Annotated in this window: 19 protein-coding genes and 2 pseudogenes; 14 read left to right on the top strand and 7 right to left on the bottom strand. The window is 70.8% G+C overall.

What is annotated here, in order from left to right; translation table 11 throughout:
- Positions 1-331 precede the first annotated feature (331 nt).
- Complete coding sequence (locus ABZ642_RS35695) at positions 332-1,189, top strand: hypothetical protein (RefSeq protein WP_360492049.1); 858 nt, start codon at positions 332-334, stop codon at positions 1,187-1,189.
- Positions 1,190-1,437: 248 nt separating this feature from the next.
- On the opposite strand, the gene ABZ642_RS35690 is transcribed toward ABZ642_RS35695, so the two are convergent.
- Positions 1,438-3,396, bottom strand: a complete 1,959-nt coding sequence (locus tag ABZ642_RS35690; RefSeq protein ID WP_360492046.1) for a SpoIIE family protein phosphatase — start codon at positions 3,394-3,396, stop codon at positions 1,438-1,440.
- A gap of 374 nt (positions 3,397-3,770) precedes the next feature.
- On the opposite strand from ABZ642_RS35690, the gene ABZ642_RS35685 reads away from it, so the two are divergent.
- Both ABZ642_RS35685 and ABZ642_RS35680 read left to right on the top strand, forming a co-directional pair.
- Complete coding sequence (locus ABZ642_RS35685) at positions 3,771-4,922, top strand: histidine kinase (RefSeq protein WP_360492043.1); 1,152 nt, start codon at positions 3,771-3,773, stop codon at positions 4,920-4,922.
- Positions 4,910-5,563, top strand: coding sequence for a response regulator transcription factor (locus tag ABZ642_RS35680; protein ID WP_360492040.1), 654 nt, complete (start codon positions 4,910-4,912; stop codon positions 5,561-5,563). The genes ABZ642_RS35685 and ABZ642_RS35680 overlap by 13 nt, the downstream gene beginning before the upstream one ends.
- An 81-nt stretch (positions 5,564-5,644) precedes the next feature.
- Here the strand turns inward: ABZ642_RS35680 and ABZ642_RS35675 are convergent, their stop codons facing one another.
- Positions 5,645-6,130: a MarR family winged helix-turn-helix transcriptional regulator gene (locus ABZ642_RS35675; RefSeq protein ID WP_360492037.1), complete on the bottom strand. Its 486-nt coding sequence runs from the start codon at positions 6,128-6,130 to the stop codon at positions 5,645-5,647.
- Positions 6,131-6,356: 226 nt separating this feature from the next.
- Between ABZ642_RS35675 and ABZ642_RS35670 the strand changes: the two genes are divergently transcribed.
- The 3 genes from ABZ642_RS35670 (at position 6,357) to ABZ642_RS35660 (ending at position 9,732) form a co-directional block, all read left to right on the top strand.
- On the top strand, positions 6,357-7,091 hold the full coding sequence (locus tag ABZ642_RS35670) for an acetoacetate decarboxylase (RefSeq protein ID WP_360492034.1): 735 nt from the start codon (positions 6,357-6,359) through the stop codon (positions 7,089-7,091).
- Positions 7,092-7,196: 105 nt separating this feature from the next.
- Complete coding sequence (locus tag ABZ642_RS35665; protein ID WP_360492031.1) at positions 7,197-8,150, top strand: 3-hydroxyacyl-CoA dehydrogenase NAD-binding domain-containing protein; 954 nt, start codon at positions 7,197-7,199, stop codon at positions 8,148-8,150.
- Between the two features lie 52 nt (positions 8,151-8,202).
- Positions 8,203-9,732 carry a CoA transferase gene (locus ABZ642_RS35660; protein WP_360492028.1) on the top strand — a complete coding sequence of 510 codons (1,530 nt, stop codon included), beginning with the start codon at positions 8,203-8,205 and terminating at the stop codon, positions 9,730-9,732.
- Positions 9,733-10,018: 286 nt separating this feature from the next.
- On the opposite strand, the gene ABZ642_RS35655 is transcribed toward ABZ642_RS35660, so the two are convergent.
- Positions 10,019-10,783, bottom strand: coding sequence for an SDR family oxidoreductase (locus tag ABZ642_RS35655; RefSeq protein WP_360492025.1), 765 nt, complete (start codon positions 10,781-10,783; stop codon positions 10,019-10,021).
- A 359-nt stretch (positions 10,784-11,142) separates the two neighbouring features.
- On the opposite strand from ABZ642_RS35655, the gene ABZ642_RS35650 reads away from it, so the two are divergent.
- Entirely contained in the window at positions 11,143-11,826 is a 684-nt protein-coding gene (locus ABZ642_RS35650; RefSeq protein WP_360492022.1) for a helix-turn-helix domain-containing protein, read from the top strand.
- A 37-nt stretch (positions 11,827-11,863) separates the two neighbouring features.
- Here ABZ642_RS35650 and ABZ642_RS35645 read toward each other — a convergent pair whose 3' ends face one another.
- The 3 genes from ABZ642_RS35645 to ABZ642_RS35635 form a co-directional block, all read right to left on the bottom strand.
- On the bottom strand, positions 11,864-13,201 hold the full coding sequence (locus ABZ642_RS35645) for an aminotransferase class III-fold pyridoxal phosphate-dependent enzyme (protein WP_360492019.1): 1,338 nt from the start codon (positions 13,199-13,201) through the stop codon (positions 11,864-11,866).
- Positions 13,202-13,655: 454 nt separating this feature from the next.
- Entirely contained in the window at positions 13,656-14,027 is a 372-nt protein-coding gene (locus ABZ642_RS35640; protein ID WP_360492080.1) for a hypothetical protein, read from the bottom strand.
- Between the two features lie 349 nt (positions 14,028-14,376).
- Positions 14,377-14,583, bottom strand: coding sequence for an IS3 family transposase (locus ABZ642_RS35635; RefSeq protein ID WP_360492016.1), 207 nt, complete (start codon positions 14,581-14,583; stop codon positions 14,377-14,379).
- Positions 14,584-15,832: 1,249 nt separating this feature from the next.
- Between ABZ642_RS35635 and ABZ642_RS35630 the strand changes: the two genes are divergently transcribed.
- From ABZ642_RS35630 to ABZ642_RS35600, 7 genes and pseudogenes are all read left to right on the top strand, one after another.
- A complete protein-coding gene (locus ABZ642_RS35630; RefSeq protein ID WP_360492014.1) occupies positions 15,833-16,054 on the top strand; it encodes a hypothetical protein in 222 nt (73 codons plus the stop codon).
- Between the two features lie 82 nt (positions 16,055-16,136).
- A complete protein-coding gene (locus ABZ642_RS35625) occupies positions 16,137-16,775 on the top strand; it encodes an SDR family NAD(P)-dependent oxidoreductase (protein WP_360492011.1) in 639 nt (212 codons plus the stop codon).
- A gap of 278 nt (positions 16,776-17,053) precedes the next feature.
- On the top strand, positions 17,054-18,046 hold the full coding sequence (dhaK, locus tag ABZ642_RS35620) for a dihydroxyacetone kinase subunit DhaK (RefSeq protein ID WP_360492008.1): 993 nt from the start codon (positions 17,054-17,056) through the stop codon (positions 18,044-18,046).
- A 50-nt stretch (positions 18,047-18,096) separates the two neighbouring features.
- The gene (gene dhaL, locus ABZ642_RS35615; RefSeq protein ID WP_360492005.1) at positions 18,097-18,696 is read left to right on the top strand and encodes a dihydroxyacetone kinase subunit DhaL; all 600 of its coding nucleotides are present in this window, start codon (positions 18,097-18,099) and stop codon (positions 18,694-18,696) included.
- Positions 18,689-19,099: a PTS fructose transporter subunit IIA gene (locus tag ABZ642_RS35610; RefSeq protein WP_360492002.1), complete on the top strand. Its 411-nt coding sequence runs from the start codon at positions 18,689-18,691 to the stop codon at positions 19,097-19,099. Before dhaL ends, ABZ642_RS35610 begins: the two co-directional genes overlap by 8 nt.
- A gap of 328 nt (positions 19,100-19,427) precedes the next feature.
- Positions 19,428-19,508, top strand: a pseudogene (locus ABZ642_RS35605) (hypothetical protein); the annotation flags it as partial.
- A pseudogene (locus ABZ642_RS35600) lies at positions 19,481-19,831 on the top strand (hypothetical protein); the annotation flags it as partial. The pseudogenes ABZ642_RS35605 and ABZ642_RS35600, both read left to right, overlap by 28 nt.
- A gap of 240 nt (positions 19,832-20,071) precedes the next feature.
- Here the strand turns inward: ABZ642_RS35600 and ABZ642_RS35595 are convergent.
- Positions 20,072-20,758: a glycoside hydrolase family 75 protein gene (locus ABZ642_RS35595; RefSeq protein WP_360491999.1), complete on the bottom strand. Its 687-nt coding sequence runs from the start codon at positions 20,756-20,758 to the stop codon at positions 20,072-20,074.
- Positions 20,759-20,968 lie beyond the last annotated feature (210 nt).

The raw sequence follows: 20,968 nt of genomic DNA, 5'->3' as shown, positions 1-20,968 counted from the left end.
CGTTGGGCCGCCGCGTCCACATCACACGGAATGCAGTGCGAACTCACAGATTGAATTCACAGTTTCCTGAGTGTGCGGTGTCGCATTCACCATCGTCGGCATGGTGGGTGCGTCGGCACGTCAACCGCGCCCAGCGGCCCAACGGGCAGCGCCGCGCAGCAGCCTCGCCCTGCTCCTTCACGACACGACGCGGCCTCCAACGGAACGTCGGCCCGGTAGCCCACCCACCCAACTGGTGAGCCTTCCCGGGCACAGGCATATATTGGCCTGCGAAACGTCGTGCGTACCGGGGGGATTGAGCGCTTTGCGACGATCAGGCAGAACGCGTCGAGTGGCCGTCTTTCTCTGCGCCGTAGCCGTGCTGTTCCTCGGCGCGTGCGGGACACAGGTGGCCGGTCAGGGGGACGGGGGGTCGGCCCCGCCGACGGCGACCGAGCCGATCCCGTGGACCACGATGCAGCCTTCCGCGGTCACCGGAGTCCGTCTCAGCGGGGACCGGCGCACACTGCTCCTCGACACACAGGTGCCCAGTGGTGCTCACGCGTGCGTGGCCAAGCTCAAGGCAGTGCTCACCGACCCGATGACGGACCTCGTGCGGGTGCAGGTCACCTTCACCTCGCCGTCCGGGGACAGGGCCTCCGGGTGCACCAAGGAGAGCATGGCCACAGCAAAGGTCACGCTGCCGGAGCCGCTGGGCGACCGGGACGTGATCGTCGACAACTACACCCACTTCACCGCCGATGGTGCCAAGCCGCCCTCGCTGCGGTTGTGCGGAGAGCTGGGCTGCACACCGCCGGCCACCGGCTGCACCGCCGCCTCCTACGATCAGGCGTTGATGGCGGTCGGCGCGCCCGAGCACACCTACCGGGACTCGGAGAGGTGCGACGGGAAGTGGCTGGAGCTGGACTTCTCCTGGCGCACGGGACCGGCCTGCGGCGACTCGACGGACCCTGCCTGCTCTTCCCGGCTGGGCGACCGCTGGTTCTTCCGGGCGAAGAAGTCGGGTTGGGAGCCGATCACCCGGACGTCGGCCGGAGGCTGCCGGGACGTGCGGCGCGAGGAGCCCGCCTTCCCGTCCTCGCTGTGCGAGTCGCTGGCTCCGCTGTCCCCCTCGCTGCACCCGAGTTATCCCCCGCCGTCCGCCTCTCCAGCGCCCGGCGTGCGTTCCACTGCGACGGCCACCCCATGACCACAGACCGCTGCGGCCTCGTCCGACCACCTCATGGGGGCCACCGCCTCCGCCGTGTGTCTGGAACAGCACGCCGTTTCCAACCCGGCGGCCGGTCCGGGTGGTTGACCTGACGGACGGATGACGGACCGGCAACAGGGTTCCGTCGAGGTCCGGTTGGGCCGTCGTCGGCCTGGTGCGGGCTCATCCGGCCGGTGCCAGATCGGTGGCTCTGCGGCGTCCGGGGGAAACGTGATCACGGGGGTTCATCAGGTGCGGCGGACGACCAGTACGGCGAGGTCGTCGCGGTGGTTGAGTTCGGTCGCGGCGTCGAGGATCCGGTCGGCGGTCTCCTCGGCGCTCAGTCCGTCGTGGAGGGCCCCCGCGGCCAGTGTTCCGGTTCGCTCGAGTCCGACGTCCAGCACCAGCTCCGGACCTTCGACCACGCCGTCGGTGACCATGACCAAGGCGGTGTCCTTGTCCAGCATGAAGGTGTCCTGCGGGTAGTCGGCGTCCGGCAGGACTCCCAGGAGCGGACCGCCCGGCAGGTGGTACACGTCGTGGCTGCCGTCCGCGTGGGCACACAACAGGGGCACGTGGCCGGCGCTGGTGCCGGTGACCTGTCCGGTACGTGGATCGATGTGCAGCATCGTGCAGCTGGCGAACCGTGGTACGTCCATCGCGACGAGCAGTTGGTTGGTGTGGGTCAGCACGGTTCCGGGGTCCGGCTCCCGGGCGGCGATCGCGCGCATGGCGCCGCGCACCTGCCCCATGCAGGCGGCCGCGTCCACGTCGTGCCCCTGGACGTCGCCGATCTCCAGGGACACCGCACCGTCGGGCATGAGGAAGGCGTCGTACCAGTCTCCGCCGATGTCGAGACCGGAGCGGCAGGGCTGGTAGCGGGCAGCGATCTCCAGGCCCGGCAGGCTCTCGGGCAGCGTCGGGAGCATGCTCCGCTGGACCGCCGCGGCCAGTTCGAGGCGTGCCTGCTGCAGTCTGATGCGTCCCAGTGCCTGGCCTGCGAGCTCAGCCAGTGTGGTCATGAGGGCGCTCTCGTCCGGGGACGGGCGGTGCCCGCTGTCGTAGGTCACCACCCAGGCACCGAGCGGCCGTTCGCCGGTGGAGCCGAGAGGGGTGATCGACACGGCGGCGCCGGGGCCGGGCCACGGCAGGGACGCGGCGTCCCCGTGCGGCCACCGGCGCAGAAGTTCCTCGTGATCGGCGAAGAACTGCGGCTCACCCGTGCGGATCACCTGAGCCAACGGGCGCTGATCGTCCAGGAACTCGCGGTTCAGGGCGCCGACATCCCACATGGGGAGCCCGGCGTCGAAGGAAACGACCAGGTTCTCGTTGTCGACGAGCACGAAGGCCGCGCCGGTGCCGCCGAAGGTCGCGGCGAGCCGGGTCAGCACGACCTGCTGCACCTGTTGCTCGGTGGCAGCGCGGATGAGGGCGGAGGAGAAGACGGCAATCTCGTGGGCACGGTGCCGTTCGGCACCGAGCGCGGCCAGCATCTTCTTTCGGCGCTCCTCCTGCCCGGTGTCGTCGCGGATCGTCCCGAAGACCTGTTCCGGGCCGTCGTACCCGAGCTGGATCCTCCGGGTCTGGCAGGCCAGATGGTGCCAGTCCCCTCGCTCGTCCTTGAACCGCAGGCCGGTCCAGGGGTGCTCGGGGTTGTCCGAGCCCAGGAGCTGTCGCAAGGCACCCCAGTCATCGGGGTGCAGGTGCCGGACCACCCACGGCAAGGACACGGAGGCCTCCGGGAACAGCGCGCCCACGGCGGGCGCCCCTCCCAGCCATTCGATGTGCTCCACCGCCGGCAGGTACACGCACAGCCCGAGGCCGGCGGACTTCGCCGACATGCGGAACGGGATCAGCAGGCTGCCGAGGTCGTTGTGCATGCTCAAGGAGTGCACCCACACCAGCCGTTCGCCCCCGGCGGCGGTCGTCGACCGCGCCTCTACGAGAGTGACCATGGACACCCGGCCAGGTCTTGGAAGCTCCAGCACCCGCATCGCCAGCTGCTGCTCGTTCGCGTGGGCCACGATGCGCCGGACCACGGAGCTCTGGCTTGCGGGCACCAGTTCCCCTATCTGGCGGCCCACGCACTGTTCGATCCGCCTCCCGAGCGCGGTGGCCATCGCGTTGTTCAGGGAGCGGACGACTCCGTCGGGGTATAGCAGAGCCGACGGTTCCGGTCGGTCGAGGAGTTCGTCCGAGAAGTCCACCTGCCGCTCCCTCGCTATCGCCGAGCGAGCATCCTCACGTCTCCGATCATCGCATCACATTCATTTCGTTGCGCCACGAGTGCGCCGCAGTGAAATCGGCGCTTTGCGGTCGCTCGGGTCGCCGCGTTCCCTGCTGCAGGACTCGGGCGGCACAGCGAGGGTGGGAGCGGGTGGCCGGCGCAGGTGCTGACAACTTCCCGGGTCCGCGAACTCGATGCCCTCAGGGGCGGCGCCGAGGACCCCCAGTGCGCCGGCGTGTCCCTCTGTCGTCTCCGGACGGGCGCGGAGGCGCCGACGCCGGTCCACGTGGTACGCGGGGACTCGCCCACCCCACGATATTTGCCTAACTCAAGTACTTCATTTAGTTTCCTGCCATGCGGAAATCGGTGCAGCGCGCCGGGAGGGCCACCGCTCACCTCTTTCTGGCGGCGCTCATGGCGTTCGGCACGTGGATCTTCATCACCGTGCTGCTGATCGCCGCCGTCGGCACGTTGACAGTGGCCGGTATCTGGCTACTGCCCGAGACGGTCCTGCTCGTCCGGCGGATCGCGGGAGCCAAGCGGAACCTCACCGCTGCCTGGACCGGCGTGAAGATCCCCGAGGTGTACCAGCCCCTGACAACCACGGTGCGCGAGCGGGTGGTCACCGCGGTGCGGGATCCCGGTACCCGCACTGATCTGCGCTGGATGGTCGCCTACTGGTTCTACGGCGCCCTGCTCGCCGTCGCCCTGCCGCTGTGGCCGGTCGGGCTGCTCGTCGACGGCGTGTGGTGCGGGCTGCTGCGCCGCGAGGCCGTCGTCCTCCCGCTGATCGTGCGGCTCGCGGACCTGGAGGCGGACTGGTCGACGGCCCTGCTCAAGCCGTCCCCGCAGGCGCTGCTGACGGCCAAGGTGGAGCGGCTGGCCCGGACCCGGGCCGACGCGATCGCCGCGCACGGTGCCGAACTGCGCCGTATCGAGCGCGATCTGCACGACGGGGCGCAGGCACAGCTCGTGGCACTGTCCATGCGCATCGGGCTCGCCAAACGCGCCTACGGCCGTGACCCGGAGGCCGCGCTCAAGCTGCTGGACGAGGCCCAGGCCCAGGCCGAGAAGGCGCTGGCGGAGCTGCGGAACGTCGTGCGCGGCATCCATCCGCCGATCCTGACCGACCGAGGCCTCGTAGGCGCGCTGCGGGCGCTGACGGCGAGCAGTGGCGTGGCGGTCGCCCTGGACGACGACGGCCTGGACCAAGGGGTGCGGGCGCCCGCGGCCGTGGAGGCGGCGGCCTATTTCGTGGTGGCCGAGGCACTGACCAACGTGGCCAAGTACAGCGGGGTCACCCGCGCGGAGGTCCGGCTCGTCCGGGCCCGGCGCAGCCTGCGCGTCCAGATCCGGGACGAGGGGCGTGGCGGCGCCGTCGAGACCGGCGGCTCGGGGCTGCTCGGCATGCGGCGGCGGGTCGCCGCGCTCGACGGAACCATGGAAGTGTCCAGTCCGGTCGGGGGGCCGACCGTGATCGAAGTGGAGTTGCCGTGCGTGTGGTGATCGCCGAGGACAACGCCCTCCTGCGAGAAGGCCTCGTCCTGCTGCTGACCTCGGCCGGGCATGACGTCCTGGCCGTGGCGGGCAGCGGGCCCGAGATCATGCCCGCGCTCCTGGAACACCGCCCGGACGTGGCCGTGCTCGACGTACGAATGCCCCCGGGCTTCCGTGACGAGGGACTGCGGGCCGCGCTGGAGGCCCGGGAGCGGCTGCCCGGGCTGCCGGTGCTGGTCCTCTCGCAGTACGTCGAGGAGTCGTACGCCGGCGAGTTGCTCGGCGGCGGGACCAACGGGATCGGATATCTCCTCAAGGACCGGGTGGGCCGGGTCGACGAGTTCCTCGACGCGCTGGAGCGGGTCGCCGCCGGCGGTACCGCGCTGGACCCCGAGGTCGTCACCGAACTCCTCACCCGCCGCAAGGGCTCGCCCCTCGACTCACTCACCCCGCGCGAGCGCGAGGTGCTGGCGCTGATGGCCGAGGGCCACGACAACGCGACCATCGCCAGGACCCTGGTCGTCACCGAACGGGCCGTCCACAAACACATCGGCAACGTGTTCCTCAAGCTCGGCCTGCCCCCGAGCGACACCGGTCACCGCCGGGTCCTGGCAGTCCTCGCCTACCTGGCCCACGCACCACAGGAGTGAGCACCGCACCGGAGTACCCGAGCAGGACGCGGCAGGAGGGACCTCTCCTCGCCGGAGCGGGGACGCCGGTCGTGTGGCCGGTCAGGACCAGGGCTGGTCGGCCGGCTGGGCAGACCTCGGCTTGCGGTCGCCGGCGGCGACGGCGGAGGCGGCGGCGTTGTAGCGGGCGAGGAGGCCGCGCAGGGCCTGGACCTCCTCCGCGGCCCAGCCCTCGGTGCGGGTGTCGACCTCCCGGTACATCAGGGCGTCGGCGCGGGCGAGGAGTTCCCGGCCGCGGTCGCTGGGGCGGAGCAGCTGGGCTCGGTGGTTGTGCGCGTCGGCCTCCCGTACCACCAGGCCGGCGCGCTCCAGGGCGGCGACCTGGCGGCTGATCGTCGACTTGTTGAGGCCGTAGAAGCCGACCAGGTCGGTCGCGCGAGCCCCGCCGCGTGCGGCCAGCTCGGAGAGCAGGGAGTAGTCGACGAAGCTCAGTTCCGGGTGGAGCCGTTCGGCGTTGCCCCGGAAGCGTCGGGAGAGAGTCACCAGCTCGCGGACGAGTCCCCGGAGCTCTGTGTCGTCATCGGCCACGTGCGTGTCCCTTCCATGCGGCCCGGGCTCCTGCCGCGGAGTTTCATTTTGCAACAGATGGCGGACGGATCTACAGTGGGCATGTTGCATTATGCAACCGACCATCGAGACCGCACAGGTCCCACCGAGCGCCCCTGTAGACGCTCGACCGAGGACAGGTGCACAGCGTTTCGTCCCCTTAATGTCGTTATGTCAATCATGGGGACGTGAGAGGCAGGCGAGAGCCATGCGAGTCGAGGACGTCGTCCACGCACCGAGCACACCGCTGGACGCCCCGGCGTTTCCGGCGGGCCCGTACCAGTTCACCGACCGCGAGTACCTGAACATCACGTACCGGACGGATCCCGAGGCCCTGAAGCGGGTCGTGCCGGAGCCGCTGCGGGTGACGGAGCCGCTGGTCCGCTTCGAGGTCATGCGGATGCCGGACGTCACCGGGCTGGGCGACTACACGGAGTCGGGCCAGCTCGCCGTCGTCGAGTACGAGGGCGAGACGGGCGAGTACAGCCTGTCGATGTACGTGGACAACTTCCCCGCGATCGCCAGCGGGCGGGAGATCGGCGCCTTCCCGAAGAAGCTCGGCCGGCCCCGGCTCTACGTCGACCAGGACACCCTCGTCGGCACCCTGGACTACGGCTCGCTGCCCGTCGCCCGCGCGACGATGGGCTACAAGCACCGGCCGCTGGCCACCGAGAGGGCCCGCGAGGAGCTGACGCTGCCGACGTTCATGCTCAAGAAGCTCCCGCACTACGACGGCACGCCGCGCATCTGCGAACTCGTCCGGACCCAGATCGGCGACCTCACGGTCAAGGGCGCCTGGAGCGGGCCCGCCCGGCTGCAACTGCTGGCCCACGCGCTGGCCCCGCTCGCCGACCTGCCGGTCCTGGAGATCGTCTCCGCCTCGCACATCCTCACCGACCTGACCCTGGGCCGCGCCCGGGTCGTCCACGACTACCTGGCCTGACCGCTCCCCGCGTCCCTCGCGTCCCCCGGATCCCTCCGCATTCCCGCATTCCCGCATCCCCACGCCCCCGTCCCCGCGCGCCGAGAAGAAGAGCAGGTGTCCCGCATGTCCGAGAACGACAGCATCGCCGGAATCAGCAAGGTCACCGTGGTCGGGGGAGGCGTCATCGGTGCCTCCTGGACGGCGCTGTTCCTGGCCCGCGGCCTGTCCGTCACCGTCAGCGACCCGCAGCCCGGGGTCGACGAGGCCGTGCGCACGTATGTCGCGCAGGCCGCGCCCGCGTTGAAGGCGCTCGGGCTGGACACCTCCTCGCTCACCGCACGGCTGTCCTTCGAGCCGGACCTCGCGACCGCGGTCCGTGAGGCGGACCTGGTGCAGGAGAACGGCCCGGAGCGGCTGGAGGTCAAGCACGAGATGTGGCAGACCATCGAGAGCAGCGCACCGGCCGGTGCCCTGTTCGCCACCTCCACCTCGGGCATCCCCGCCACCGAGATCGCCACCGCCCTCAGGGATCCGGCCCGGCTCGTCGTCGGGCACCCCTTCAACCCGCCGCATCTGGTGCCGCTGGTGGAGGTCGTTCCGGGCGAGCGAACCTCGGAGGAGACGGTCGAACGCGCCCGCGCCTTCTACCGCGACCTCGGCAAGCGGCCGCAGGTGCTGCGCAAGGAGGTGCCCGGCTTCGTCGCCAACCGGCTGCAGTCGGCGATCTTCCGCGAGTGCGTGCATCTGGTGAGCGAGGGCGTCGTCACCATGCAGGAGCTCGACGACATCGTCACCTCGTCCATCGGCCAGCGCTGGGCCGTCGCCGGGCCCTTCCGCTCCTTCCACCTCGGCGGCGGCGAGGGCGGACTGGCCCACTTCATGAGCCACCTCGGCGTGGGCATGGAGCGGCGCTGGGCCGACATGGCCCACGAGAAGGTGGCCTTCGACGAGCCCACCAGGCGGCTGCTGACCGACCAGGTCAAGGACTTCGGCGGCACCGTCGACGAACTCGCCGCCGAACGCGACCGCAAGCAGCTCGCCCTGATGCGCGCGCTCGGCGCGACCTTCGACGCCTGACCCGCCGCCGCCACCCGGACATCCCCCCGCCAGCACGGAGACAGCAGAACCCATGAGCGCCGAAGAACTCACCGAACGCATCCAGAAGACCCTCGCCGATCCGTCCACCACGGACGACGGCTTCGACATCCACCAGGCCCTGCGCGAGGTCCTCTCCTCGGTCGGCCTCCACCCCGAGGACAGCGGCGGGGAGATCACCTTCATCGGTGCCGACCCCGTCGTCCCGAGCATCATGCGCCTGGGCGCCGTTCCCGCCCTGGGCATGACCGCCAAGTCCGTCGCCCTGGCCGCCCTCTGGCAGCTGCGCACCGGCGAGGGCCAGGACATCACCATGGACCTGCGCAAGGCCCCGCACCGGCTGTGCCCGTTCTACGACAAGAAGTGGGAGCTGCTCAACGGCTACCCCGGCGGCACGCCCTCGGACCCGGCCAACCCGCTCGGTTTCGACTTCTACCAGACCCGCGACGGCCGCTGGGTCATGCCGCTCAACCCCTACCCGAAGATCAAGAACGCCGTCTACAAGCTGCTCCGCACCTGGCCCGAGAAGCAGGCCGTCGCGGACGCCGTCTCCAAGTGGAACGCCGCCGACCTGGAGCAGGCGGGCGACGAGATCGGCGTGGTGATGCCCATGCTGCGCACCACCGAGGAGTATCTCCGCGAGCCCGCCTACGAGTACATCGCACGACAACCGCTGATCAAGATCGAGAAGATCGGCGACAGCGAGCCCGAGCCCCTCTCCGCCGCGGCCTCCCAGCCGCTCTCCGGAGTGCGCGCCCTGGGCATGGGCCACATCATCGCCGGCGCCGGAGTCGGCCGGGACCTAGCCCAGCACGGCGCGGACGTGCTGAACATCTGGCGGCCGAACGAGCTGGAGCACGACTCCACCTACAACACCGCCAACGTCGGCGTCCGCTCGACCACCATCGACCCCTATGGCGCCGACGGGCAGGCCAGGATCCGCGAACTCCTGCGCGAGGCCGACATCTTCTACGCCAACCGCCGCCCCGGCTACCTGGAGAAGATCGGACTCAGCGCCGAGGAGGCCGCCGCCGTCCGGCCCGGCATCATCCACATCAGCATCTACCTCGCCGGCCAGACCGGCCCCTGGGCCCACCGCGTCGGCTTCGACCAGACCGCCGGCGCGCTCACCGGCATCATGCTCATGGAGGGCGAGGACGGCGTTGCGGCCGGCCCGACCAGCACCCCGGCCCTGCCGTACATCAGCGTCGTCAACGACTACGTCCTCTCCTGGCTCGCCACCACCGGCGCGCTCGCCGCGCTGATGCGCCGCGCCACCGACGGCGGCAGCTACCGCGTCACCCTCAACCTCACCCGCATCGCCACCTGGATCCTCAGCCTCGGCGTCTTCGACCGCGACTACGCCCACGCGACCGCCCTCGACGCCGACCCCAACTCTCCGCACGCCTACCTGGACCCCGACACCTTCACCGCCGACACCCCCTGCGGCCACTACCAGGGCGTCACCGACCAGGTCATCATGTCCCGCACGCCCGGCCACTTCCGTGACATCCTCCTCCCCCGCGGCAGCAGCGCCCCCCTGTGGCTCCCCCAGCACAACTGACCACACCGGCAAAGCCTCTCCACAACGCGTCGGCGAACGCCCTGCCGAAGGCGTCCCAGGCACCGGACGCGACCACACCGGTCACCCGGTGCACCGGACCGCACGTCACCTCGCCCCCCTTCCCAGCGTCCGACCACTTGAAGCGTGGTGCACCCACACCCCATGACAGGGGTGCGCGGCACGGGACTTGGGCCTCCAAGGCCCTTCCGCCTGACACAGGGTCAGCACACCGCAGCCGTGTCGGCCTCGCTCACAGTCTCCGCCTGAGCTCCCGGGCCGATGCGGGTCAGCGAGTGGTGTAGCCGCCGTTGAGGAAGATCGTCTGCCCGTTGGCCCACCAGCCGTCGGTCAGCAGGTGCCGCACCCACGGCACGACGTCCTCGATCTTGGTGAGATCGCCGTTCATCGCGGACGACTTGTGGTACGCGACGGAGTCGTCGTCCTCGGCGGGGTAGAAGAACGAGGTGTCCATCGGACCCGGAGCGATGTTGTTGACCGAGATGTTCCGGCCGAACAGCTCCTTCGACAGGGCGCGGGTGAAGTGCTCGACCGGTGCCTTGCTGCCCGCGTACGTGGAGTACAGGCCCGTGTACGCGGCGAGCAGCGAGGTGACGATCGTGATGATCTTCCCGCCGTCCTCGATCCTGCGGGCGGCCTCGCGCATGACGAAGAACGCGGCCTTGGAGTTGACCGCGAACATCCGGTCGTACTCCTCTTCCGTGATCTCGGTGAGCGGCTTCTTCAGCACCATGCCCGCGGTGTTGATGCTGTAGTCGAGCCTGCCGAACCGGTTCACGACCTCGTCGAAGACCCGCTCCACCTCGTCGACCTTCGTCAGGTCGGCCTGGACCGCGAACGCCTCGCCCGGCCCCTTGTCGATCTGCTCGACGACGTCCTCGGCCTTGGCCCGGGAGGAGTCGCTGTTGTAGTGCACCGCGACCAGGGCGCCCTCCGCGCCGAGAGTGGTGCTGATCAGACCGCCGAGGTTGCGGGATGCGCCGCCGACGAAGGCGACCTTGCCAGTGAGTGTCTTGTCCGGGGTACTGACCATGACAGCCCTCCTGCGATGTTCCGAACGGGGACGGCACGGCTCCGGCGGACCGTACAGGCCATGCCGTACCCCATGAGTTCACCGCAGCGGGGACCGCGCATCTTGAACGATCCGACCACCGGTGGAACGAGCCGCTCATCACGGCCGGCGCGGCCGGTGGCCGGTCAGCTGTCCACGGTGCCCGGCGGCTTCCGTTGAGTCACACTGGCAGGAGGGCAGTAGCCGACGAACCTCGCCGTCTCCTCACGTGCGGGCGGAGGAGGACCGCGCCCGTCCGTCTTTCGGCACGCGGCACCAGCTTCACTCAGCCGTCGTTCCGCGCCGCCGGCGACGTACCGCACGGCTGAAAGAAGCACGAGATGACCGACGATTCAGCGGCGGGGCGGGCTTCGGTCTTCCCCGACGCGGGGGAAGACCGGCCTGCTGGAGTGGTGCACAGCGCGTTCGCGCTCGTACGTGCGCTCAGCGAGGCGCCGGGTCCCCTCGGTGTCACCGATCTCGCTTCGGTCGTGGGCATTCCGAAGACGACTGCGCACAGACTTCTGGAACAGCTGGCCCAGGAGGACATCGTCTGGCGCCGCGATCACAAGTGGGCGATCGCGCCCGGCTTCGCAGAACTGGCGCGGGCGGGGCGGCGGCCCTCGCCCCTGGCGGCCGCCGCGCGCCCTCGGCTGGACGCCTTGTCCCGGGCCACGGGCGCAAGCGTGTTCCTTCACCGCGTGTCGGACGGCGTTCCGGACACCGTGTACTGCGCGCACGGGGCTCTGCTGGCTCCCCTCATCCCCGCGCCGGAACAACGACTGGCCGCGCTGCACCCGGCCGCCTCCCTCTGGCGAGCCCTCGCTTCCGGGCAGGTGGCGGCCGAGTACGAGGAGGTGCACCCGGGATGCGTCTGTATCGCCGCGCCCGCCTCGCTTCCGTCGGGCGGGGCTGTCGTCGTCTCTCTCGCTCGGCCGGAGAACCGCGAGGTGGAGTCCCTCAAGCGTCCCCTGGACAGGGTCGTGTCCCTGATCCTGTCGGATGAGCGCCGCTTCGGGACCTGAGCCGGAACAGAGCGAGCCGGGTGCGCCAGGAGGCCTGTCACCACGTCGCGTATGTCCCGGCGAGCGCCGAGTGGTAGGACTTCTCCAGCAGCTCGACCATCGTCCTGATCTCGTCGTCGGTGCTGATGAGCGGTGGTGCGAGGATGACGGTGTCGCCGACGGCTCGCACCAGAAGCCCGTGCCCGACCGCCTCGGCCATGACCTGGGCGCCCCAGTCGCCTTCTGGCCGGCCACCGGCACCCGTGACGAAAGTGACCGCGGCCAGGAAACCGTGGCCCCTGACGTCCCTGACGGACTCCTCACCGCGGAACGCGTCGGCGAGGGCCTGCATGAGCGTGGGAGCCGTCTCTCGCACGTGACCGGGGACGTTCTCCTCCAAGACGATGGCGAGTGCCTCACGCGCAACGGCCGCGGCCACCGGATGTCCCGAATAGGTGAAGCCATGACCGAACGCGCCGATGTCCGGAGACCCTTCGGCGATGGCGTTCATGACTCGCCGTCCGACCAGCACGGCGGAGATCGGCGCATACGCCGAGGACAGTCCCTTCGCCAGGGTGATCAGGTCTGGAGCCAGTCCGAATTCGGTGGTGGCGAACATCGCTCCGGTGCGTCCGAAGCCGGTCACGACCTCGTCGAGGATGAAAAGGATGTCGTGACGGGCGAGGACTTCCTGCACGCGGGGGTAGTAGCTCGGCGGCGGGATGATCAGGCCACCCGCGCTGAGGATGGGCTCCGCGATGAACGCCGCGATCGTGTCGGGGTCCTCCACTGCGATCAGACGTTCCAGACGGCCGATGAGCCGCTCGACGAATCGCTCCTCTGACATCCCCTGCCCCAAGGGACCGTGCGGATCGGGGCACGGCACCTTGACGTAGGACGCCAGCGGGAGGCCGAATCCCCGGTGGATGAATTCCAGGCCGGTCGCCGAACCGGCGGCCACGGTCGTGCCGTGGTAGCCCTTCTCCTGGGAGAGGATTTTGAACCGTTCGTGGCGGCCGAGGCACCGGTGGTAGTACCACGCCAGTTTGAAGGCGCTGTCGTTGGCCTCTGCACCGGAGTTCGCGAAGAAGGTACGGCCCATGGGCAGGGGCGCCACCCGGGCGAGGTCCTCGGCCAGGGCCAGCGCGACGTCACTCGTGCGGTGTGCGAAGGACGCGAAGAACGGAAGCTCCACCATCTGCCGCGCGGCCGCCCGCACCAGCCGGGGTTGGCTGTATCCCAGATTGGTGCACAGCATTCCGGAGGTGCCGTCGAGGTAGGAACGCCCCTCGCTGTCCCACACCGTGATCCCTTCACCTCGGACGATCACATGGGGTTCCGTGGCCAGGGCAGGTGGCGTGTGGGGTTCCAGCAGGGTGGACGGGTGAGGAGCCATGACGATTCTCCTTGCGAGGAAGAGGAAACGCGGCTCGACTCCGGGAATCCGGAGCGAAAGAGCCGGCTTCTCGATGAGAACCCTTGGGACAACGCGGTTCAAAGCGTGTTCCGGCCAGCGGAACGGAAATCCGCGCCGTACTCCCTTACGGAAACAACAAGGGAGTCTCCCACCTGTTTCGTCGGCGAGAACGACATCAGCAATCCACGCGACTTCTCTCTCGGAGTCAAGCGTGACCCGGACCGGGCCTGGGGCGGGCCGGGACGGGGCGCAGGTCGTCCTCCCCCCAGAGAAGGAATGCACGGCGACCCGGACTCCCAGAGTGTGCAGTCGGTTCAGCAACTCGGGCGTCTTGACTGGCCTGCTCGCGAGCGCGGCCCGGACGAGGTTTCCAGTAAACGAAGTCTGACCGGTGCCCAGGAGGCTGGTGCGAGGATCAGCGAAGTCATCGGTGTCAATCTTCCGAGTCCGCGGGGCCGGCTGTCCCGGCCCGTGCGGCAGCTGCCGCCTCCAGCAGGGACCAGCCGTCGATCTCCACCGCCTGCCGCACCTCTGGCTGCCACCCGCGTGCCAACGCCACGTCGAGCAGGGCTCGGACGGCGCCGGGTTCGTGAAGGTTCAGGGAGGCACCCCGGATGTATCCCACGTCTCCAGAGCCCAGGGGAGCCCCGCCCGGGACATACCGGTCAGAGCCCCCGGCGAAGACGATGCGCAGTGGGCCGCCGGCGCCGGCCGGCTGTGGGTACAACGTCAGGGTCTCGCAGCAGGTCCGGCTGTTGTCCACCACGCTGTGGCTATGGCTGTGGCGAAGCGTCCACAGGTACAGGCGCGCATCGGCGACCAGTCGACGGGGACTCTTCGAATGACGGGGCACGGAGCCGAGGGTACGCGGCCTGATCCAAACGTCCCTGGTGGTGACCAGACTTCCCTACGTTGTTCTGCGGGAGGCGGTGCGGGTGTGGCTTTCGGAGCTCGCGACATGTTCATGAGTGGCTCCTCTTGAGGCACCGCCGGCAAATCAGGCTGCAGGCCAACGAGAGGAAGGCTTCGCGGAGTTCGAGGCGTCGTTCCCGTCGGACGGCGAGGCGTGTGAACTGGTGGAGCAGGGCGAAGGTCTGCTCGATCGGGCACCGCCTGGGCGTCGGGTTCCGGGATGGTCGTGCGGTGCCTGCGCTTCAGCATCCGTCCCCGGACAGGGTGTGTCGGCGCATCAGCCGTTCGACACGTCTCCGGTTCACCACCCGGCCGTTCGCGCGGAGTTCGGCGGTGATCCGCTCGGCCCAGTACCTCTTCGCGGACTGCTCGCGGACCTTCCGTATCCGCCGGGTCAGCGAGGCATCCGCGGCCTTCTTCGCCGCACTACCGGAGCCGACTTCAACCACCGGTAGAACCAGGGCATCGGCGGGCTGAGCACAGTGCACGGTGCACGGCCGCTGCGCGCCGAAGGCGCCACGGTGATCGGCGACGAACTTGAAGCGGCCCAGCAGTTCGTGTCGCCGTAAGACACTTGGCCGTCCTGTCCAGGATGTCGCGTTCCATTGGTCCGGACGCCCTGGACAGTGCTCTCGGCTGAGAAGGCGCGGTTGTCGTGCGGCTCCGGGGCGGCGATGGCTGGCCGCCGACACAGGCCGCCGCAGCCGTCTTGATGAGCGTCGCTGTCCCTGCTTCGGCCGTCGCGGCGGGAGACGGGACGGACCGGCGTCCGGCGGACTCGGTCCGGTCCCCGTCGCCGGCCTGGAACTGAGTCCTTCGTGGTGGCCGAGGTGGGTCGCGGTGCGTGTGGCACTGGTGCTCGTACGGCAGGCGGCCGGCGGCGAGTGGCAGCCACGAGAAGGGCGCGCGGTCGTCCCCGCACATGCCGTGCCAGGCCATGAGCACGGCACCGGCGGACGCTGCCGGGGGCCGGCCGGCGGCTCGGGCTCCGGCTTGAGGCCGTCGGCGATCGGATAGACAGTGAGAACCATGAACCGGCACCGGCAACCGTCACGGCGGACTCCGTGGATAGCGGGCGGAGCGGCCGTGGTCGCCCTGGGGGCCGGTCTGGGGGCCTGGGCGCTGGTGTCGTCGAACAATGGCGGCAGCGCCCCCCACTCGACGCCGTCACCGTCGGTGACGATGTCGCCGTCCACGCCGAGTCCGTCCCTGTCCCCTTCGCCGCGGCCGTCGGCCCCGAGTTCACCGCCCTCGGCGACGCCCAGACCGACACACACCCCCGCGCCCAGACCGACCCGGACCGTACGGCCGGTGCCGCCCGCCACCCGGCCGGCGCCCCACCGGACGATCCCGGCGCCCCACCCGACGCCCCCGGCTCCCCCGCCGCCGGTGCACACGCCGACCACGAAGCCGGCACCTCCCCACACACCGACGCCCAGACCGTCCGTAACCCCGTCCCAGCCGACCCCACCCCGGCCCACCTCTCCCCGGCCCTCACCGTCCCTCACGACGACGCGGCCGAGCCCGCTGCAGCCGACCCCGCCCCGGTCGAGCCCGCTCCAGCCGACCCCGCCCCGGTCGACCTCGCTCCAGCCGACTCCGCCCCGGTCGACCCGGCCCCGGCCCTCACCGTCCCCCACGACGACGCGGCCGAGCCCGCCCCCGGTCACCTCGCAGCCTTCGCAGACACCGGTGCCCATGACTCCGGCTCCGACGACCACCGGCGTCGCACCGGGAACGACCACCTGGGTCACATCGCCGGAGGCGGTGGCCGCCGCCAAGCGGATGGCGGCTGCCAAGACCGTCGGCGACCCGGTCTGCTCGCTGTCGGCCGTGGGACAGCCGAACCCGAACCTCGTACCGCAGGGCCGGCGTATCGGCATCGGGCACTACGGCGACTACTGGTGCCTGATCTGGTAGCCCGCCACGGACACAGCCGCCGCCGGGCCGCGCCGACGCGCAGCCGCTCTCGGGGCCTCACCGGTGCGAGCAGGCGGCGGGGGTGGGCACGACGCCGGGCGGGGCGCGTCCGGTGACGCGTTCACCCGACCGGGCGATCGGGCACCTGCCGGCCGCATGCTGCCCCCTGACCGGCCGAGCACCGTCGGCGGCCTTCCGACTGTCCGACCGGTCCGCATCGGACGCCAGGGGTCGGGTGCCGCCGGCGCGAGGAGAGCGGCCCGGCGGCGCCGGTGCGAGGCGTCGAGGGGTGAGCCCCGCGGCTACGCCGATCACCTTGCTGCGGGGCACTGCCGGCCAACTCGCCGGACCCGACAGCGCACGCCAGGTCGCGCTGAACATCACCGCTCTCAACACCGTCGTCGGCGCCTTCGCGGATCAACTCGTCGAGTCCGCCACCGCACACGGGTGCGCAGACCTTGTCAACACCGCGTCAATCGCAGGCCGGCAGCCGTGCAACGGGTTTCCCGCCTGTTCGGCGTCGAAGGCGTACGTGGTGCATCCGAGCGCCACTTCGCGCTCCGGGCTGTGTGCGAAGAATGTGTCTGTCCCAGTGGTCGAACCGGGCATCGTCGCCGGGGGCCCGCAAGGGCTGTACCACCAGCACACCGAGAACCTGCCGCCAGGCTCTCCCGTACACACCCTGCGATATCCGCCGCACGAGGCCGCAGGGCTCCAGTAGCGGCACGGCCGGCGCCGGCGAAAGGGGGACCCGCAGCGCACATGACCTTCGCTGCCGCAAGGTCGATACTGATGAGCAGAGCGCCCGCCCACCGACTCGAAGGGATCCCCGGAGAGACTGATGACCCGTCAGTCGAGTCAGCGTCCGGTCGGCATCAGTACCGCCGGGACCCGCCGCCAAGCACCTGGGACCGCCAGGATCAACACCCGGTTACACCTCGCTTGAACAGGGAAAACGCCGGTCATGGAACTAACTGCTAAGCTACTTGGGAGACAGCTATGAAAATGCTGATCAACGTCCCGGAGACCGTGGTGGCGGATGCGCTGCGGGGTCTGGCGGCCGCTCATCCCGATCTCACCGTCGACGTGGAGAACCGGGTGATCGTACGGCGGGACGCTCCCGTCGCCGGGCAGGTCGGACTCGTGTCGGGTGGGGGCTCCGGGCACGAACCCTTGCACGGCGGATTCGTGGGCCCCGGGATGCTGTCGGCGGCCTGTCCCGGCGAGGTGTTCACCTCTCCCGTCCCGGACCAGATGACCCGGGCCGCCGCGGCCGTGGACAGCGGCGCCGGTGTCCTGTTCATCGTGAAGAACTACACGGGCGACGTGCTCAACTTCGACATGGCCGCCGAACTCGCCGAGGACGAGGGCATCCAGGTCGGGAAGGTACTCGTCAACGACGACGTCGCCGTCACCGACAGCCTCTACACCGCCGGCCGGCGTGGCACCGGCGCCACCCTCTTCGTGGAGAAGATCGCGGGCGCGGCCGCGGCCGAGGGACAGCCGTTGGAGCGGGTGGAGGCCATCGGGCGCCAGGTGAACGAGAACTCCCGCAGCTTCGGTGTCGCCCTGAGCTCCGTCACCACCCCCGCCAAGGGCACTCCCACCTTCGATCTTCCGCCCGGCGAACTGGAGTTGGGCATCGGGATTCACGGCGAGCCGGGCCGGGAGCGGCGGGCCATGATGACCTCGGGCGAGATCGCCGACTTCTCGGTCAACGCCGTCCTGGAGGACCTGTCGCCGCGCAACCCGGTGCTCGTCCTGGTCAACGGCATGGGCGCGACCCCGCTGCTGGAGCTGTACGGCTTCAACGCCGAGGTCCAGCGCGTGCTCGCCGAGCGCGGTGTCACCGTCGCCCGCACCCTCGTCGGCAACTACGTCACCTCCCTGGACATGGCCGGCGCCTCGATCACCCTCTGCCAGGTCGACGAGGACCTGCTCCGGCTGTGGGACGCCCCGGTGAACACGCCGGCCCTGCGCTGGGGCATGTGAGCGAGGAAAAAGCAGCGACCCGCGCCCGTACCGCAACGCAAGGAGATCCCGTGCTCGACGCCGACTTCTTCCGCCGCTGGATGGCGGCGACCGCCTCCTCCGTCGACCGCGAGGCCGAGCGGCTCACGGCCCTCGACTCCCCCATCGGGGACGCCGACCACGGCAGCAACCTCCAACGCGGGTTCAGGGCGGTGGTGGCCGCGCTCGCGGAGGAGGCGCCCGACACCCCGGGTGCCGTGCTGACGCTCGCCGGGCGCCGGCTGATCTCCACGGTCGGCGGCGCGTCGGGGCCGCTGTACGGCACGCTGCTGCGCAGTACCGGCAAGGCGCTCGGCGACGCGGCCGAGGTCAGCGAGGCTCAGCTCGCCGAAGCACTGCGGGCCGGGGTGGACAAGGTCATGGCGCTCGGCGGGGCGGCGCCCGGCGACAAGACGATGATCGACGCCCTGGTGCCGGCCGTGGACGCGCTCGGGGACGGCTTCGGCGCGGCGCGGGCCGCCGCCGAGGAAGGTGCCCTGGCGACCACACCGCTGCAGGCCCGCAAGGGCCGGGCGAGCTATCTCGGGGAGCGCAGCATCGGTCACCAGGACCCGGGGGCCACCTCGTCGGCGCTGCTCGTCGCGGGACTTCAGGAGGCAGCCGGTGAGTGACGACAAGCTGGTCGGGATCGTGCTGGTGTCGCACAGCGCGGAGGTCGCCGCCTCCGTCGCCGAGCTGGCCAAGGGCCTGGCGGGCGGCGGTACGGCGGTACCGGTCGCCGCTGCGGGCGGCACCGAGGGCGGTGGGCTCGGCACCAGCGCGGAGCTGATCGCGGCCGCCGCCGCGTCCGTGGACCGGGGCGCGGGCGTCGCCGTCCTCACCGACCTGGGCAGCGCGGTGCTCACGGTGAAGGCGCTGCTCGCCGAGGGCGACGAACTCCCGGACGGCACCCGCCTGGTGGACGCCCCGTTCGTCGAGGGCGCGGTCGCCGCGGTCGTGACGGCGGCCGCCGGAGCGGACCTCGGCGCCGTGGAGGCGGCCGCCGCGGAGGCGTACTCCTACCGCAAGGTCTGACGACGCCTGGGGGTCCGGCGGCTCATGGCGGTGCCGCCCGCGGCTCACGTCGTTGCTGCCCGCGGCTCACGTCAGTGCTGCCGCCGGTCCCTCACTTCCGCACCTCACCTCACCCCACCTGCCCTCACCGCCCGGAAACGCCCGTTCCCGCAGCCGATCCGATCCGCCGAACGGCCCTGGTAGCGCGGTGGTCCCGGCCCCCCGAGCGGGCTGAAAGCAAACCCCTCGGAGGCGCCGGTCCGGCAGCGTCCGAGGGGTTGCCGCGTTGCGCCGCCACACCGTCGCTCCCGGATCCCGCTCCGACCCGACCGGCACCGGTGACTACTTCGTGCGGCACGGCTACATCCACGTGGCCTCCGCGGTACGCGGCACCGGCGCCTCCGGTGGCCGACTCGACTGGTTCGGCGGCCGCCAGGGCAAGGACGGGGCCGAACTCGTCGACTGGGCGGCCCACACGCGGTGGTGCCCGGCAGGACCACGCGCTACGACATCTCGCTGCTGTCGAACCTCACCCGGATCCCGGTCGGTCACCGCATCCAGATCGTCGTCAACAGCCTGCCGCCGGCCGATTTCCACGCCTCGCTCATGCCCACCCCGCAGGAGCAGGCCGATCTGGCGGGCGGGACCTACACGGTCGAACGCTCTCCGTGGGCCGCGTCGTTCGTGAACCTGCCGCTGACCTCCCCGGACTCCTTCACGACCGGCCCCGTCGACTGGGGGCCGTCCTCCTGAGGAGCTGAAGTCCTGCCGTGGGGCCCGGCGCCGGTGTACGGCGCCGGGCCCCACAGGCGTACGGTCAGCCGACCGGCGAGGGCGGGGGCGACACGGCGTCCTGGCAGGACCGATGCGTCCACCGTGTACCGCGACAACGGCTCCTGATCCGTTCCGCCGCCCCCAGGGAGCCCTCCTTGCTCGGCAAGCAGCGCCACACCGTGCGGGCGGAGACGCCGACCTCCTGTCGGGGGCGGCCGGTCAGCCGCCCTCGGCGAACAGCGCCGCCAAGCGCTCCCCCTCCGCCTGCGCCGCGTCGCCGTCCTCGATGGGTTCGACCGCGGAGTCCTTGAAGACGATGTAGGTGACACCGGACGGCACCCCGCCGACACGTGGGTCGGGGTTCACACCCAGGCCCTTCGCGGTGGCGTACGACGCCTCGCCGATGATGTCGGTCGGTCCGGTGTCGCCGACGACCGCGTACTGCACCCGGTCCTTGTAGATCACGGCGGCGACCGCACCGCCCTTGATGCCGGACTTCCGGAAGTCCCAACGGCTGCTGGGGCCCGGTACGACGACGTAGGGCAGCGTCTCGGCGTTGAGGTGGCTGCCGTCGGACTGCTGGAAGGCGGTGGCGGCGGAGAACGCCGGGTCGGCGGTGCGGTTGCAGTGCGCGGTGACCTGGCCGTCGCAGTCGATGTCGAGGTCGGCCTCCCAGAAGACGGCCTGGTCGGTGCCGCACACGGGGACGGTGGCGGCGGTTCCGGCGTCGGTGCGATAGCGGTCCTTGGAGACCTCGGCGCAGTCGCGCACCCGGCCCATCAGGTCGGTGGCGGTGATCCGGTGCCGGGCTCCGGGGGCGGTGAGCGAGGCGGCGGGCGCGGGCAGGGTGGTCGGGGCGAGCAGGGCGGCGCCGGCCGTGGCCAGCGTCAGCGTCTGGAGACGCACGATGAGGGACCCTCTCCGTGGGGGACATGGAGTCAACCGGACCAATGTGGTGGGGGCGGGGCGGCCGGGCCAGGAAGAGGGGGCCGTACAGGGCCGTACGGAGCAACGAAGTGACACTCCGTGAGAACCCGTCAGGGGCCGGGGCGCTGAGCCGGTGTCAGCCCAGTCGCCCCGGCCGCCCGCGTCGGCGCGGGATCAGCGACGACAGCG

Source organism: Streptomyces sp. NPDC007157 (genome assembly GCF_040634235.1).
GTDB lineage: Bacteria > Actinomycetota > Actinomycetes > Streptomycetales > Streptomycetaceae > Streptomyces.
This window is presented reverse-complemented; position numbering and strand designations above follow the sequence as displayed.

What these genes read in the sequence shown, in the direction of transcription:
- ABZ642_RS35685 (WP_360492043.1), top strand. Translation starts at nt 3,771, where the DNA reads ATGCGGAAATCGGTGCAGCGCGCCGGGAGGGCCACCGCTCACCTCTTT.
- ABZ642_RS35670 (WP_360492034.1), top strand. Translation starts at nt 6,357, where the DNA reads ATGCGAGTCGAGGACGTCGTCCACGCACCGAGCACACCGCTGGACGCC.
- ABZ642_RS35665 (WP_360492031.1), top strand. Translation starts at nt 7,197, where the DNA reads ATGTCCGAGAACGACAGCATCGCCGGAATCAGCAAGGTCACCGTGGTC.
- ABZ642_RS35660 (WP_360492028.1), top strand. Translation starts at nt 8,203, where the DNA reads ATGAGCGCCGAAGAACTCACCGAACGCATCCAGAAGACCCTCGCCGAT.
- ABZ642_RS35655 (WP_360492025.1), bottom strand. Translation starts at nt 10,783, where the DNA reads ATGGTCAGTACCCCGGACAAGACACTCACTGGCAAGGTCGCCTTCGTC.
- ABZ642_RS35650 (WP_360492022.1), top strand. Translation starts at nt 11,143, where the DNA reads ATGACCGACGATTCAGCGGCGGGGCGGGCTTCGGTCTTCCCCGACGCG.
- ABZ642_RS35645 (WP_360492019.1), bottom strand. Translation starts at nt 13,201, where the DNA reads ATGGCTCCTCACCCGTCCACCCTGCTGGAACCCCACACGCCACCTGCC.
- ABZ642_RS35630 (WP_360492014.1), top strand. Translation starts at nt 15,833, where the DNA reads ATGACTCCGGCTCCGACGACCACCGGCGTCGCACCGGGAACGACCACC.
- dhaK (WP_360492008.1), top strand. Translation starts at nt 17,054, where the DNA reads ATGAAAATGCTGATCAACGTCCCGGAGACCGTGGTGGCGGATGCGCTG.